General features: G+C 67.0%; 15 protein-coding genes. 6 read left to right on the forward strand and 9 right to left on the reverse strand.

Translation table 11 applies throughout. The features are described 5' to 3' along the window. Positions 1–100 precede the first annotated feature (100 nt). Together V3B30_RS12300 and V3B30_RS12305 are read left to right on the forward strand one after the other, a co-directional pair. A complete protein-coding gene (locus tag V3B30_RS12300) occupies positions 101–385 on the forward strand; it encodes a hypothetical protein (protein ID WP_014035646.1) in 285 nt (94 codons plus the stop codon). Beyond that, positions 352–1,143 carry a M90 family metallopeptidase gene (locus V3B30_RS12305; protein WP_262083994.1) on the forward strand — a complete coding sequence of 264 codons (792 nt, stop codon included), beginning with the start codon at positions 352–354 and terminating at the stop codon, positions 1,141–1,143. Before V3B30_RS12300 ends, V3B30_RS12305 begins: the two co-directional genes overlap by 34 nt. A gap of 59 nt (positions 1,144–1,202) precedes the next feature. On the opposite strand, the gene V3B30_RS12310 is transcribed toward V3B30_RS12305, so the two are convergent. The 4 genes from V3B30_RS12310 to dusA form a co-directional block, all read right to left on the reverse strand. Further along, positions 1,203–2,627 carry a sensor histidine kinase gene (locus tag V3B30_RS12310; protein ID WP_100474932.1) on the reverse strand — a complete coding sequence of 475 codons (1,425 nt, stop codon included), beginning with the start codon at positions 2,625–2,627 and terminating at the stop codon, positions 1,203–1,205. A gap of 25 nt (positions 2,628–2,652) precedes the next feature. Next, positions 2,653–3,336 (reverse strand): response regulator transcription factor, encoded by a 684-nt coding sequence (locus tag V3B30_RS12315; RefSeq protein ID WP_004136763.1) that lies wholly within the window; start codon positions 3,334–3,336, stop codon positions 2,653–2,655. A 73-nt stretch (positions 3,337–3,409) separates the two neighbouring features. After that, on the reverse strand, positions 3,410–3,784 hold the full coding sequence (locus V3B30_RS12320) for a hypothetical protein (RefSeq protein ID WP_100474933.1): 375 nt from the start codon (positions 3,782–3,784) through the stop codon (positions 3,410–3,412). A 213-nt stretch (positions 3,785–3,997) separates the two neighbouring features. Next, a complete protein-coding gene (gene dusA, locus V3B30_RS12325) occupies positions 3,998–5,029 on the reverse strand; it encodes a tRNA dihydrouridine(20/20a) synthase DusA (RefSeq protein WP_262083995.1) in 1,032 nt (343 codons plus the stop codon). Between the two features lie 192 nt (positions 5,030–5,221). Between dusA and V3B30_RS12330 the strand changes: the two genes are divergently transcribed. Together V3B30_RS12330 and V3B30_RS12335 are read left to right on the forward strand one after the other, a co-directional pair. Continuing rightward, the gene (locus V3B30_RS12330; RefSeq protein ID WP_100474934.1) at positions 5,222–5,464 is read left to right on the forward strand and encodes a hypothetical protein; all 243 of its coding nucleotides are present in this window, start codon (positions 5,222–5,224) and stop codon (positions 5,462–5,464) included. Positions 5,465–5,922: 458 nt separating this feature from the next. Further along, positions 5,923–6,372: a hypothetical protein gene (locus V3B30_RS12335; RefSeq protein ID WP_262083996.1), complete on the forward strand. Its 450-nt coding sequence runs from the start codon at positions 5,923–5,925 to the stop codon at positions 6,370–6,372. Positions 6,373–6,477: 105 nt separating this feature from the next. Here the strand turns inward: V3B30_RS12335 and V3B30_RS12340 are convergent, their stop codons facing one another. After that, positions 6,478–7,932, reverse strand: coding sequence for a SulP family inorganic anion transporter (locus V3B30_RS12340; RefSeq protein ID WP_100474936.1), 1,455 nt, complete (start codon positions 7,930–7,932; stop codon positions 6,478–6,480). Between the two features lie 209 nt (positions 7,933–8,141). On the opposite strand from V3B30_RS12340, the gene V3B30_RS12345 reads away from it, so the two are divergent. Both V3B30_RS12345 and V3B30_RS12350 read left to right on the forward strand, forming a co-directional pair. Further along, complete coding sequence (locus tag V3B30_RS12345) at positions 8,142–9,119, forward strand: cation transporter (RefSeq protein WP_262083997.1); 978 nt, start codon at positions 8,142–8,144, stop codon at positions 9,117–9,119. A gap of 111 nt (positions 9,120–9,230) precedes the next feature. Next, the gene (locus tag V3B30_RS12350; protein ID WP_004153735.1) at positions 9,231–9,656 is read left to right on the forward strand and encodes an organic hydroperoxide resistance protein; all 426 of its coding nucleotides are present in this window, start codon (positions 9,231–9,233) and stop codon (positions 9,654–9,656) included. A 152-nt stretch (positions 9,657–9,808) separates the two neighbouring features. Here the strand turns inward: V3B30_RS12350 and mmsB are convergent, their stop codons facing one another. From mmsB to V3B30_RS12370, 4 genes are read right to left on the reverse strand one after another with little or no spacing between them, the layout of a single operon-like run. Then, positions 9,809–10,699 carry a 3-hydroxyisobutyrate dehydrogenase gene (gene mmsB, locus V3B30_RS12355; protein WP_262083998.1) on the reverse strand — a complete coding sequence of 297 codons (891 nt, stop codon included), beginning with the start codon at positions 10,697–10,699 and terminating at the stop codon, positions 9,809–9,811. Then, entirely contained in the window at positions 10,696–11,871 is a 1,176-nt protein-coding gene (locus V3B30_RS12360) for an enoyl-CoA hydratase/isomerase family protein (protein WP_262083999.1), read from the reverse strand. The genes mmsB and V3B30_RS12360 overlap by 4 nt, the downstream gene beginning before the upstream one ends. Continuing rightward, on the reverse strand, positions 11,868–12,665 hold the full coding sequence (locus tag V3B30_RS12365) for an enoyl-CoA hydratase (protein WP_087921197.1): 798 nt from the start codon (positions 12,663–12,665) through the stop codon (positions 11,868–11,870). Before V3B30_RS12365 ends, V3B30_RS12360 begins: the two co-directional genes overlap by 4 nt. Next, positions 12,662–13,828, reverse strand: a complete 1,167-nt coding sequence (locus V3B30_RS12370; RefSeq protein WP_262084000.1) for an acyl-CoA dehydrogenase family protein — start codon at positions 13,826–13,828, stop codon at positions 12,662–12,664. The genes V3B30_RS12365 and V3B30_RS12370 overlap by 4 nt, the downstream gene beginning before the upstream one ends. Positions 13,829–13,834: the final 6 nt, after the last annotated feature.

Genomic DNA, 13,834 nt, shown 5'->3' on the forward strand with positions numbered 1-13,834 from the left:
CAGCGACGCCCGCCACGCTGGGTTCCGCAGGGGCTTCCAACGGGGCGCCGGGTTCGGGCTAGAATCGGGAACTCACCCTCCCTTAACGTGGATGTCGTCAATGCGCCGTTATGCCCATTGCCTGATCCTGCTGATGATGCCCTTCGCGGCGTCTGCGACGGCAGCGCTGGACGACAGCCGCGGCGCCTGCGTGTCGTCCAACGGGGATGCCGCCTCGCAGCGCGCACCGACCGCGACCGCCTCGGCCGCCACCACCAAGCCGGCGGCGGTACGTCCGGCCGCCAGCAGTGCCACCAGCACCGGCGGCGGTGGCAGCGACGATGACGTGCTGCAACGCATCCGTGCGCCGAAGTGGCACAGCTACCTGCCGGGAATGTTCCGCTGATCAAGTCGTTGCTGCAGTGGCTGCGGCCTGCGCCGCGGCCGATCGACGATGCACTTTGGGAAGACGCCTGCCGCCGCGCGGCCTGGCTGCACGGCCTGGACGACGAACGCCGCGCGCGCCTGCGCGTACTGGCCACGCGCTTCCTGCACGAGAAGACCATCACCCCGATCGGCGAGCTGCAGCTGCAGGCCGGTGACGGGGTGCTGCTGGCCACGCTGTGCTGCCTGCCGCTGCTGGAGTTCGGCGAGGTGGGGCTGGAAGGCTGGTCGCAGCTGATCGTCTACCCCGATGCGTTCCGCGTGCACCGCAGCCACATGGATGCGGCGGGCGTGCTGCACGAGTGGGATGACGAGCTGATCGGCGAGTCGTGGGACAGTGGCCCGTTGATCCTGTCCTGGGCCGACGTGCAGGCCGACCTGGCGGCGCCGCACGAGGGTTACTGCGTGGCAGTGCACGAGATGGTGCACAAGCTGGATGCGCTGGATGGCGCGATGGACGGCACCCCGCCGCTGCCGCGCGAATGGCAGCGCGAATGGGCAGCCACCTTCCAGCGCGCCTACGACGCCTTCTGTACCCAGGTGGACGCGGGCGAGGAAACGCTGATCGATCCGTACGCTGCCGAAGCGCCGGAGGAGTTCTTCGCGGTAACCAGCGAGTACCACTTCTCGGCACCGGATCTGCTGCAGCAGGCGTTGCCGGAGGTGGCCGCGCAGCTGCGACGGTTCTACGGCGAGCCGCCGAAGATCGAATTGCGGTAGTGCCGGAATACCCGCGCGCTGTTGCGCCAGGCGATGCCCGGCCGACGCGAATGCGCGGCTTACGGCCCCGGCGGCAGGCGCACTTCGAAGCGGGCGCCGCCCAGTTCGCCCGAACGGCCCACGGTCAGTTCACCGCGGTAATCCTTGATCAGGTCCTGCACGATCGACAGGCCGATACCATGCCCCTGCACGCGCTCGTCGCCACGCACGCCACGCTGCAGCACCTTGCCGATGTCGTCCGGGGCGATGCCGGGGCCATCGTCGTCCACCGCCAGCAGCAGGCCGGCACGGCGTGCGTTCGGGGCCGGCAGCGGCTGCGCGGTCAGCAGCACGCGGCGGTTGGCCCACTTGAAGGCGTTCTCCAGCAGGTTGCCGAGCAGTTCCTGCAGGTCGCCCGGTTCCCCGTGGAAGCGCGCGGCCGGGTCGATGTCGAATTCGCACAGCACGCCCTTGGAGGCGTAGACCTTTTCCAGGCCACGCACGATTTCCTCGGCGTTGGACTCGATCGGCAGCGGCGCGGAGAACAGTTTGTGGCCGGACGAGGCCGCGCGCGCCAGCTGGTACGAGACCAGGTTGTTCATGCGCTGCAGCTGCACGTCCAGTTCCTCGCGCAGTGCGTTGTCGCCGGCGCCGCTGTCCATCTGCGTGCGCAGCACCGCGATCGGCGTCTTCAGGCTGTGCGCCAGGTCGGCCAGGGTGTTGCGCTGGCGCTCGAGGTTCTCGCGCTCGCTTTCGATGAAGGCGTTGATGCTGTCGGTCAGCGGTTCCAGCTCGCGCGGGTGGCGCTCGCTCATGCGCTCGGTCTCGCCGCGCTGCACCTTGGTCAGCTCGGTGATCACGCGGCGCAGCGGGCGCAGGCTCCACTGCAGGATGACGGTCTGCAGCAGCAGCAGGATCAGGCCGATGCCGCCCAGGTAGAACCAGACGCGGCCACGGAACACGCGCAGCTGAGCACCCAGCGCGCGCGAGTCTTCCATCACGTAGATGGTGTACGGGAATTCGGTGGCGGGATCGGCGTCGGCGCCCCACACCAGGCCCAGGCCATAGCGGTAGACCGAGCCCTGGCTGCCATCGATCTGGATCATCGGCAGCGGGCCTTCGAACACTTCCTGGCGCGGCGCCAGCAGGCCGCCGCCCACGGTGGGCAGCATCGGGCCTTCGGCGGACATCGAATTGCCCTTGCCGTGCGGCATCACCACCTGCAGGTACAGGCCGCTGCCGGGCACATCGAAGCGCGAATCCGGCGGCTGCTCGCGGATGTACAGCGAGCGGTCGCGGGTGAAGTCGATGCCGGCCGCGTAGGACGTTGCGTAGTTCTTCAGGCGCTCACGCAGGTTCGCCTTCGCCGTATCGGCGAAGGCGGCGTCGAGCGCGTAACCGGCCAGGGCCAGGAACGCGACCAGGCCCACGGACGCGGCGAGCATCTGGCGCGCCTGCAGTGAGCGCGGCCGCCAGCGTCGGAAGAACCACAGACGGCCGGACATCGTGTTATCGCCAGGGTGAGCCGGCTCAGCCCTCGTTGCGCGGGATCGCGAAACGGTAGCCGCGACCGCGTACGGTCTCGATCGGCTTCAGCTCGCCATCCGGGTCCAGCTTCTTGCGCAGGCGGCCGATGAACACTTCCAGCACGTTCGAGTCGCGGTCGAAATCCTGCTGGTAGATGTGCTCGGTGAGGTCGGCCTTGGAGACCAGTTCACCGGCATGCATCATCAGGTACTCCAGCACCTTGTACTCGTAGCTGGTCAGGTCGACATTGCTGCCGGCCACGCTGACCGTCTGGGCAGCAAGGTCCAGGGCGACCGGGCCGCATTCCAGGGTCGGCTTGCTCCAGCCGGCGGCGCGGCGCAGCAGCGCGTTGACGCGGGCCAGCAGCTCTTCGACGTGGAACGGCTTGACCAGGTAATCGTCGGCACCCTGCTTCAGGCCCTCGACCTTGTCCTGCCAGCTCGAACGCGCGGTCAGGATCAGCACCGGGAACTTCTTGCCTTCGTCACGCAGGGCCTTGATCAGCTCCATGCCCGACATCTTGGGCAGGCCGAGGTCGATGATGCCGACATCGAACGGGACTTCGCGCCCCATGTAGAGGCCTTCCTCGCCGTCCTGCGCAGCATCGACGGCAAAGCCTTCGCGCTTGAGCCGGGCTGCCAGGGTCTCACGCAGCGGGGCTTCGTCTTCGACCAGAAGGATACGCATGAACTCTCCCTAGTGTCCTGGGTGTGGCCCGGAGGCCTGTGGGGTACGGGTTGATAGCGACAACTATCCCTGTTCAGGGGTTATCGCCGCGTAGTGATGACATATCCGACCGCGGCGTGCGCGGCTGTGAACGCGACGGGGCGGGGTCGTCCATATAGCGAACCCGGCCCCGGTCGTCCATGTACTTCACCCGGTTGATATCACGACCATCGAACGGCACGCGCTCGGCGCCGAGGATGTGGCCGCCGGTGGTGCGCTGCACGCGGCGCACGGCATCGGACAGCGACCGCTCGTCGCCACGGTTGCCGCGCTCGCCCCGCTCCATCATCTCCGCCCGCCCCTGGTCGCCACGCGGCGGCTGCTGTGCCAGCGCCGACGACAGCGGCGCAACCGCCAGCACCACGCAGGTGGCCAGGGCAATGCGGCAATGGAGGGGAACGGAAGACATCGATGCGATCCTAGCCGAGCACGGCGATTCGTTCAAAAGTCGTAAATCCGGATGCCGGGTTTGGGGTCCGGCGTTTTACAAATCCTTTGCAAATTCTTGGTTTGGGGCAGTGAATCCGGTCTGAACTTTTCCGGCGGCGACCCCGCGATGTTCAGCTAGGTGAACATTCGGGACGAATCGCCGCGCCTTGTCAAGCCAGGAATGTGACGAAGGTCACGCTGCGGCGCGATCGCTGTCGCGTTCGGTCACGGCAAGCGCCTGCTCGACCAAGCTCCAATCGGCACCAGGGCGGTGCGCGCCCTCGCTCAACACCTGGCGGAATGCGCGACCACCAGGCTGGCCGTGGAACAGGCCGAGCAGGTGGCGGGTGATGTGCTTCAGCGCCAGGCCTTCGCCCAGCCGCGCCTCGATGTACGGACGCATCGCGCGCAGCAGGTCGCCGCGCGCCTGCAGCGGGGCGCCGGTGTGCAGCGCCTCCAGCTGATGCAGCAGGTAGGGGTCGTGGTAGGCCGCACGGCCAAGCATCACGCCATCGACGTGCGCGGCCTGCGCCTGCACCGCCTCGAGGCTGGCCAGGCCACCATTGAGCACCACCGGCAGCGCCGGGCGCTCCTGCTTCAGGCGGTAGGCCCAGTCGTACTTCAGCGGCGGAACCTCGCGGTTCTCCTTCGGCGACAGGCCCTTCAGCCACGCGTTGCGCGCGTGCACCACCACCATCGCGGCACCGGCGGCGACCTGGCGGTCGACGAAGGCGGCGAACACGTCGTAATCGTTGTCCTCGTCCACGCCCAGGCGGCACTTCACCGTCACCGGGATCTCGACCGCGTCGACCATCGCCGCCACGCAGTCGGCCACCAGCACCGGCTCGCGCATCAGGCAGGCGCCGAAACGCCCGGCCTGCACGCGGTCGGAGGGGCAGCCGCAGTTGAGGTTGACCTCGTCGTAACCCCACTCCGCCGCGATGCGCGCAGCCTGCGCCAGCAGCGCCGGGTCGCTGCCACCCAGCTGCAGCGCCAGCGGCTGCTCGCTGCGGTCGAAGCCGAGCAGGCGCTCGCGATCGCCGTGGATGACCGCATTGGCGTGCACCATTTCCGTGTACAGGCGCACACCCGGTGCCAGCACGCGATGGAACACGCGGCAATGGCGATCGGTCCAGTCCATCATGGGGGCCACGGACAGGCGCAGGGAATCGGCGTAACGGGCGGTGGCGGACGTCATCGGGGTGCTGATCGGGGAGACTGGCATTACCAGTGAGATCAATAGTTTACACCGGGCGGCTGAATGGCGGCGGGGCGTCAGGCGGTGTGCGAAGCGTCGGCGCCCCATTGCCGGTGTGGCACACGCCCGCCATCCCGTCAAATACGAATGAGAAGTGATATCATTTGAGCGCCGCATGACGATGTGCGGCATGGATGTCCCAAGCAAACGGAACATGTAATGCAGCAACGCACCTATATCGAACTGGTCCTGGAGCTGTTCGCCTTCATCAGCCTGTGCATGGCGATGACGACCTCCGGCACCCCGGTGCTGGTTTTTGGTCTCACGACCATCCTGCTCACGGTATGGATACCCTTCCAACGGCGCGAGATTCATCGCTTCACCCGCGCCGTGTCGATTGCGCTGGTCATTGCGTCAGTAGCCAGGATCGTCATTCATTTCCTACCCAATCCATCCATCTAGGAATCGAATTCGATGAGGCTGTTCCGATACGCCACTGCGGTGGCGTTGTTGCTCTGTGCGCAGGGAGCGCACGCGCAGGTGAAGCAGATACAAGATATCCCGTGCGAAGGGTGTTCATACGCTCAGATGCAGGCGGTCGCGCTGTCGGACGTCGACGTCGGCGGTGCGCTGGTAACCAGTATTTCCACGTGAGAGATACGGAAGTTCGTCATCCTGTGGGATCGCAGGATCCAGGAGCTGCCGATCGAACAGGACCTGGAAGACTACTTCGTAGCCCTGGTCCGCTTCTGGCACGCGAATGGGCGCAGCCTTGAAATGAACTACGACGTTGCATCGAACACGTGGAGACTCCCCCAGCAAGCGATGGCGACTGCACGCGTGCGACGGCACTGGCGGCTCCCGCCGCAGACCGGCCGGTGCCGGCAACCGTATACGATGCATTGCAGAGCCCGGCCAGGATGAACAACGCGATCGAACAGTTGAATGCCTCCTGGCTCGCCCGCGGGTATGCGGCGCACATGACCTTCGTCAATTCGGTCAGGGGAAAGAACATCTCGCTGACTGCGGGCCGCCCGGTGACCACCCTGAACTTCGCCGATGGCTCCAGCATCAAGGCCTCCTACGACATCGAGATGAAAAGCTGGGCGCCTATTCCCGGCACCGGCCTCGACGTTCACGGCAACCCGGTTCCAGAGACGAAAGCAGACGTTGCCAAGGACGGCAAGCCGGTGGTGTACGAGTTCCCCGGTGGCATCACCAGTGACGCCTACATGGACTTCAGTCGCTACCTCTTCGATCTGGGCGTGCGCCCCAACATCGGGCCGGGCGACAACCAGATGATCTGCACCAGCGAAGTGATGGACGCCGACATGCGGGTGGAAGTCAGGTGCATGGGCCGCAGGCACTGATGCAACAACGCGGGTGACCGCCGCTGCGGTCACCCGGGTGCCCCCTGCCGAAGCGCTTATGCACCCATGTCCCAGCACAGGTGGCGGCGAGTGAAGAGTGCGAACTCAGTGCCCGCCGCCGCGCCCACCCACCTGCTCGATCAACGTCCGGCTGGCGGCATTGAGCCCCACCACCGTTACATCGGCGCCATGCGCGGCCAGTTTTTCCTGCGCGCGCTCCAGCGCGGCCACGGCGGTCAGATCCCACAGGTGGGCATCGCGCAGGTCAATCTGCACCTTCGGTGCTACGTGCTGGTAGTCAAACGCCGCGCCCAGCTGGCCGGCGGAAGCGAAGAACACCTGGCCACGTACGCGGTAGACCTGCGTGTCTCCGGCATCCTCGCGCTGCACCTCCAGCATGCGGCCGACCTTGCGGGCGAAGAACAGCGCCGACAGCAGCACGCCACTGAGCACGCCCTTGGCCAGGTCGTGGGTGGCCACGGTGACCACCACGGTCAGCAACATCACGGCCGAGGAACTGCGCGGATGCGTGCGCATGTCGCGCAGCGAGCGCCAGCTGAAAGTGCCGATGCTGACCATGATCATCACCGCCACCAGCGCAGCCATCGGGATCTGCCGCACCAGGTCGCTGCCGTACACCACCAGCACCAGCAGCAGCACGCCGGCCACCAGGCAGGACAGGCGGCCGCGGCCACCAGACGTCACGTTGATGACCGACTGGCCGATCATCGCGCAGCCGGCCATGCCGCCGAGGAAACCGGTGACCGCGTTGGCCACGCCCTGGCCGACGCATTCGCGGTTGCGCTCGCTGGGCGTCTCGGTGATGTCCTCGACGATCTGCAGGGTCATCATCGATTCGAGCAGGCCGACCACCGCCAGCGTGGCCGACACCGGCAGCAGGATGCGCAGGGTCTCCCAGCTGAGCGGCACGTCGGGGATGAGGAACTGCGGCAGGCTGTCCGGCAGCTGGCCCATGTCGCCAACACTGCGCACGTCCACATCGAAACCGATCACCACAGCAGTAAGCACCACGATCGCCACCAGCGGTGACGGCACCGCACGGGTGAGGCGTGGCAGCAGGTAGATGATTGCCAGGGCGGCGGCACACAGCACGTAGACGGTCGGGCCGCGGCCGATCAGTTCCGGCATCTGCGCCAGGAAGATCAGGATCGCCAGCGCGTTGACGAAGCCGGTGATGACCGAGCGCGAAACGAAACGCATCAGCGAGCCGAGCTTGAACACGCCGGCCAGCACCTGCAGCAGGCCGGCCAGGATGCTGGCGGCGAACAGGTACTGCAGGCCGTGGTCCTTGACCAGGTCGACCATCACCAGTGCCATCGCGCCGGTGGCGGCGGAGATCATGCCGGGGCGCCCGCCGGCGATGGCGGTGACCACCGCAATGGAGAACGCGGCATACAGGCCGACCTTGGGGTCGACGCCGGCGATGAGCGAGAAGGCGATGGCCTCGGGAATCAGGGCCAGGGCGACGACCATGCCGGACAGCAGATCACCACGGAGGTTACCGAGCCATTGCTGGCGCAGCGGATAGGACGTTTGCATGGGAAAACTCCGCGCGCACGCGGGGGTGGCCGCATGGCGCTGCAGTGGAAAGACACGGGTTCCTGAGCCGGGTGGGCCGGCTGCCGATGTGCGGCAAGGGTCAGGGTGGCGTGATCACTGCAGTGCGTCGTCGGGGAGCGTGGGAGGGCGCAGTCTACGGCACGGGGCTGCCCAGGGACAGCGTCGGCAGGCCGCAACGGCAGCGAGGCATGGCGCCGCTCTACAATCGGGGCATGGCCACCAACCCGCAGTTCTTCGATCCCGCTACCGAACAAGGCGTGCTGCGCCTGTCCATCGCAGGCTCATTGCTGCTGGCTGCGGGCGCGGTGGTGCTCGGCCTGTTGGCCAATTCCTCGCTGATCATCTTCGATGGCATCTACGGCCTGATCGACGTGGTGATGACCTGGCTGTCACTGCTGGTGGCGCGGCTGATCGCGCTGTCCACGCAGACAGATGCGCTGCAATCCCGGCTCAACCAGCGCTTCACCATGGGCTTCTGGCACCTGGAGCCGATCGTGCTGGGGGTGAGCGGCACGCTGATGATCGGTGCGGCGCTGTATGCGCTGGTCAATGCGGTGGACGCGTTGATGTCCGGTGGCCGCCACATCGCGCTGGGCCCGGCCATTGCCTTCGCTGGACTGTCGATCGTGGGTGAAGGTGCGCTGGCCTGGTTCGTGCTGCGCGCCAACCGCCGCATCGGCTCGGAGTTCATCGCGCTGGACGCGAAGAACTGGGTGATCGCGGCCAGCATGTCGGCCTGCTACCTGCTGGCTTTCCTCGGCGGCGTACTCGTGCAGGGCACGTCGCTGGCGTGGGTCGGGCCGTACATCGACCCGGCCATCCTCGCCTTCGTCTGCGTGCTGGTGATGATCGCCCCGCTCGGCACGGTGCGCCGGGCGCTGGCCGGCATCCTGCTGGTCACCCCGCCGGAACTGCAGGCCCATGTGGATGCAGTGGCACGCGGGATCGTGGCCAAGCACGGCTTCGTCGAGCACCGCAGCTATGTGGCGCAGGTGGGGCGTGGCGAGCAGATCGAGCTGTTCTTCGTGGTGCCGGAAAACGACCCGCCGCGGCCGCTGGTGGAATGGGACCAGCTGCGCGACGAAATCGGCGATGCACTGGGCGAAGCGTCGCCGGACCGCTGGCTGACCATCATGTTCACCACCGACCGCGAATGGACGATCTAGGCCAGCAGGACGCCCAATCAAGTTTTTCGTACGCATTGCAACCCATCGTACGCAGAAACCGGGCAAAGTAGGCTCCAACGCAACACCCACCCACTGACCAGGAGCACCCCGATGTCCATCGAAAAGGTTCTGTATACCGCCCAGGCCACCTCCACCGGCGGCCGTGAAGGCCGTTCCGTCTCGTCCGACAACGTGCTGGACATCCAGCTGTCGACCCCGCGCGAGCTGGGTGGGGCCGGCGGCCCGGGCACCAACCCGGAACAGCTGTTCGCCGCTGGCTACTCGGCCTGCTTCCTCGGTGCGCTGAAGTTCGTGGCCGGCCAGGCCAAGGTCGCGCTGCCGGCCGACACCACTGTCACCGGCAAGGTCGGCATCGGCCAGATCCCGACCGGCTTCGGCATCGAAGCCGAGCTGACCATCAACGTGCCCGGCGTGCCGCGCGAGCAGGTGGAAGAGCTGGTGCAGAAGGCGCACATCGTGTGCCCGTACTCCAATGCCACCCGCGGCAACATCGACGTGACGCTGATCGTTGCCTGATGCGGCCGGGGTCAGAGCCCTTTCGCGTTGCGAAAGGGATCCGACCCCAAAAAAATGGGCGGATGCCGGTCGAAACCGAACATCCGCCCATCCCACCTTCGTTGTCCCACGCGGGGGCATGAGGTTGCCGGCCAGCGGCCGGCACTACCAGGTCACTTCTCGCTCGTAATGAGCTGCACGACGCTGGAAAAATCCAGCTTGCCGCGGCCGGCCTGGTGGTTCATCGAATACAGGTTGCGGGCCACTTCGCCCAGCGGGATCGAGGCGCCGACACTCATCGCCGCTTCCACCGCCAGGCCCATGTCCTTCAGCATCAGATCGCTGCCGAAACCGCCGCTGTAGCCGCGCGAGGCCGGCGCATTCTCCAGCACGCCCGGCCACGGGTTGCACACTTCGGTGGCCCAGCTGCGGCCGGTGCTGACCGCCATCATCTGCGACAGCACCTTCGGGTCCAGCCCATGGGCCACGCCGAGTGCGATGGCTTCTCCGGTGACGGCCATGATCACGCCCAGCGCCATGTTGTTGCACAGCTTGGCGACTTGGCCGGCACCACTGGCGCCGACGTGGAAGATGTTCTTGCCCATTGCCTGCAGCACCGGTCGGGCGCGTTCCAGCGCGTCCTCTTCGCCACCGACGATGAAGGTCAGCGTGCCGGCCTGGGCACCGGCGGTACCGCCGGATACCGGCGCGTCGATCATCTGCAGGCCACGTGCGGCGGCCGCTTCAGAGACCTTGCGGGCGCTGGCCGGTGCGATCGTGCTGCAGTCGATGACCAGTGCACCGTCCGGGATCGCGGCGAGGATGCCGTCGTCGCCCAGGTACACGCCTTCGACATGGCGGCTGGCCGGCAGCATCGAGATCACGATCTCGGCATTGGCCAGGGTGTCGCGTGCCGATGACGCGGCGCTGGCACCGGCATCGACGGCGGCCTGCACTGCGGCCGGGACCAGATCGAACACGCGCACGGCGTGGCCGTTCTTGACCAGATTGGCGGCCATCGGGCCACCCATGTTGCCCAACCCGATGAATGCAATGTGGCTCATGCAAGGCTCCTTTCAGCAAGGGGAGTACCCAGGTCAGCCAGCGGGTGCGCGGCATCGGCCCAGGGGGAAGCGAAGAAGGTGTCGGCCCATGCGGCGGTGGCCTCGGCCATGCTGGCCGGGTTCCACTGCGGATTGCGGTCCTTGTCGATCAGCAGCGCGCGGATGCCTTCGGCGAAATCACCATGGGCGGTGCAATGCAGGGCGACGATGTACTCCAGGCGGTAGACCGCGGCGAGGTCCTGGCCAGCACTGCGGCGCTGCAGCTCGTACGACAGCCGTGCCGAGCCCGGTGCGCCGGCGGCGAGGGTCTTCTGTGCCGCCTGCAGCCAGGCATCGTCGGTCTGCAGGCCGGCAATGCGCGCGACGATCGCTTCAAGGTCATCGCCTTCGCACAGCGCATCGACCTGCGCCGCGTTGGCCAGCAGCGGACCGGTCGCGGCATCGCTGGCATGCGATTGCAGCAGATGGCTGAGGCGCTCGTGGTTGTGCGCGACATCGCCCGACCAGGCCACCTGCAGCAGCGCATCGAACACCGCACTGCGGCGTTCTTCGGCTACATGCACATCGGCCAGGCCGGCGTAGATGGCATCTCCCGGGTTGAGCAGCGCGCCGGTCAGGGCCAGGAACAGGCCACCCTTGCCCGGCACGCGCGGCAGCAGCCAGCTGCCACCTACATCGGGGAACAGGCCGACGGTGATTTCCGGGAAGGCCAGCTTGGAGCGCTCGCTGACCACGCGGTGGCTGGCGCCGGACATCAGGCCGATGCCGCCGCCCATCACGATGCCATGGCCCCAGCACAGGATCGGCTTGGCGTAGGTGTGGATGAGGTAATCGACGCGGTACTCGACGTCGAAGAACTCGGCCGCGTAGTCGTTCTCGCGGATGTCGCTGCGGCCGGCCTCGCGGAAGGCGACCATGCTCTTGTACAGGCTGTGCAGGTCACCGCCGGCGCAGAACGCCTTTTCGCCGGCACCCTGCAGCACCACCATGGCGATGCCATCGTCGTCGGCCCAGGCGTTCAACTGCTTCAGCAGCAGGTGCGCCATCGGCAGCGAGAAGCCGTTGAGCGTACGCGGCGCATTGAGCGTGGCGATGCCGATGCGCGTGCCGTTGCCGGCCACGCGCTCTTCGAACAGCACCGGTGCGTCGTCGGCAGCGGCATCGGTGCTCATGCGTTCTTCCACTGCGCGGCGCGCTTTTCCAGGAAGGCGGTCACGCCCTCGACCTGGTCGGCGGTGTCGAACAGGTCGACGAAGGCTTCGCGCTCGGCCACCAGCGCCGAGGCGTGGGTGCCGGTGCGGGTGGCCTGCACCAGGGTCTTGCAGGCGGCGATGCTGGTCGGGCTCTGCTTGCCGGCCTTCTTCGCCCATTCCAGCGCCAACGCCTTGGCTTCGCCCTTGCCGACCTTTTCTTCGGCCAGGCCAATGCGCAGTGCGGTCTCGGCGTTGATGCGCTCGCCCAGCAGGATCATGCGCTTGGCCCAGCCCTCGCCGACCAGGCGCGGCAGGTTCTGGGTGCCACCGGCGCACGGCAGCAGGCCGACGGTGGCCTCCGGCAGCGCGACCTGGGCGTGGTCTTCGATGATGCGCAGGTCGCAGGCCAGCGCGCATTCCAGGCCGCCGCCCATGGCGTAGCCGTTGATCGCAGCGATCGACACGCCACGGAACCCGGACAGCGCCTCGAAGGCTTCACCGAAGCGGCGCGCGGCTTCGCGCGCGGCGGCCTTGTCGCCGGAGGCGAACTGGTTGAGATCGGCACCGGCGGAGAAGAACTTCTCGCCGTCACCGGTGATCACCAGCGCATAGATGTCGCGGTCTGCGTTGAGCGCGCCCACCAGGTCGCGCAGCGCCGACAGGCTGTGCACGGTCCAGGTATGCGCCGGCGGGTTGTTCAGGGTGACCACGGCGGTGTGGCCATCCACCTCGACCTTCAGGCCCACGTGCTCCTGGGTACGCCAATCCTTCATCGCAGTTCCTCTTCGGTGTTGAGCAGGTGACGGGCAACGATCACCCGCATGATCTCGTTGGTGCCTTCCAGGATCTGGTGCACGCGGCAGTCACGCAGCAGGCGTTCGATCGGGTATTCGCGGATGTAGCCGTAGCCACCGTGGATCTGCAGTGCTTCGTTGCAGACGTTGAAACCGGCATCGGTGGCGAAGCGCTTGGCCATCGCGCACCAGACGTTGGCATCGCTGGCACCGGCATCGAGCTTGCGCGCGGCGGTGTGCACCATCTGCCGTGCAGCCACCAGCTGGGTGACCATGTCGGCCAGCTTGAACTGCAGTGCCTGGAACTCGGCCAGCGCCTTGCCGAACTGGCGGCGTTCGCCCATGTAGCGGCGTGCGGCATCCAGCGCGCCCTGCGCCGCACCCAGCGAGCAGGCGGCGATGTTGATGCGGCCGCCATCGAGCCCCTTCATCGCCAGCTTGAAGCCGCCACCTTCCTCTCCCAGAAGGTGGCTGACCGGCACGCGGACGTTTTCGAAGGTGATGCCACGGGTGGGCTGGCTGTTCCAGCCCATCTTCTCTTCCTTGCGGCCGAAGCTGATGCCCGGCAGGTCCGCCGGCACCGCAATGGCGCTGACACCGCCGGCACCGGCACCACCGGTACGTGCCATCACGACCAGCAGCTCGGTGGCACCGGCGCCGGAAATGAAGGCCTTGGAGCCGTTCAGCACATAGAAGTCGCCATCGCGCAGGGCGGTGGTCTTCAGCGACGCCGCATCGGAACCGGCGCCCGGTTCGGTCAGGCAGTACGAAGCCAGCTTGTTGCCCGAAGACAGGTCGGTACCCCACGCATCGCGCAGTGCCGGCTGGCCCCACGTGGACACCATCCACGAGGCCATGTTGTGGATGCTGATGTACGCCGCCGTCGACGGATCGACGCTGGCGAGCTCCTCGATAACGACGGCGGCGTCCAGTCGGCTCAGGCCGCTGCCGCCCACTTCCGGGTCCATGTACAGACCGCAGAAGCCCAGTTCACCGGCCTTGGCGATCGCCTCGCGCGGAAAGATGCCCTCCGCATCCCATCGCGCGGCGTGCGGCGCCAGTTCGGCCTGTGCGAAGTCGCGCGCCGCCTCGCGGTACGCCTGCTGCGCTTCTTCCAGTTCCGTCGTCATCGAGTGGCTCATGGCTGC

The organism is Stenotrophomonas sp. SMYL41, from assembly GCF_036319965.1.
Lineage (GTDB): Bacteria > Pseudomonadota > Gammaproteobacteria > Xanthomonadales > Xanthomonadaceae > Stenotrophomonas > Stenotrophomonas maltophilia_R.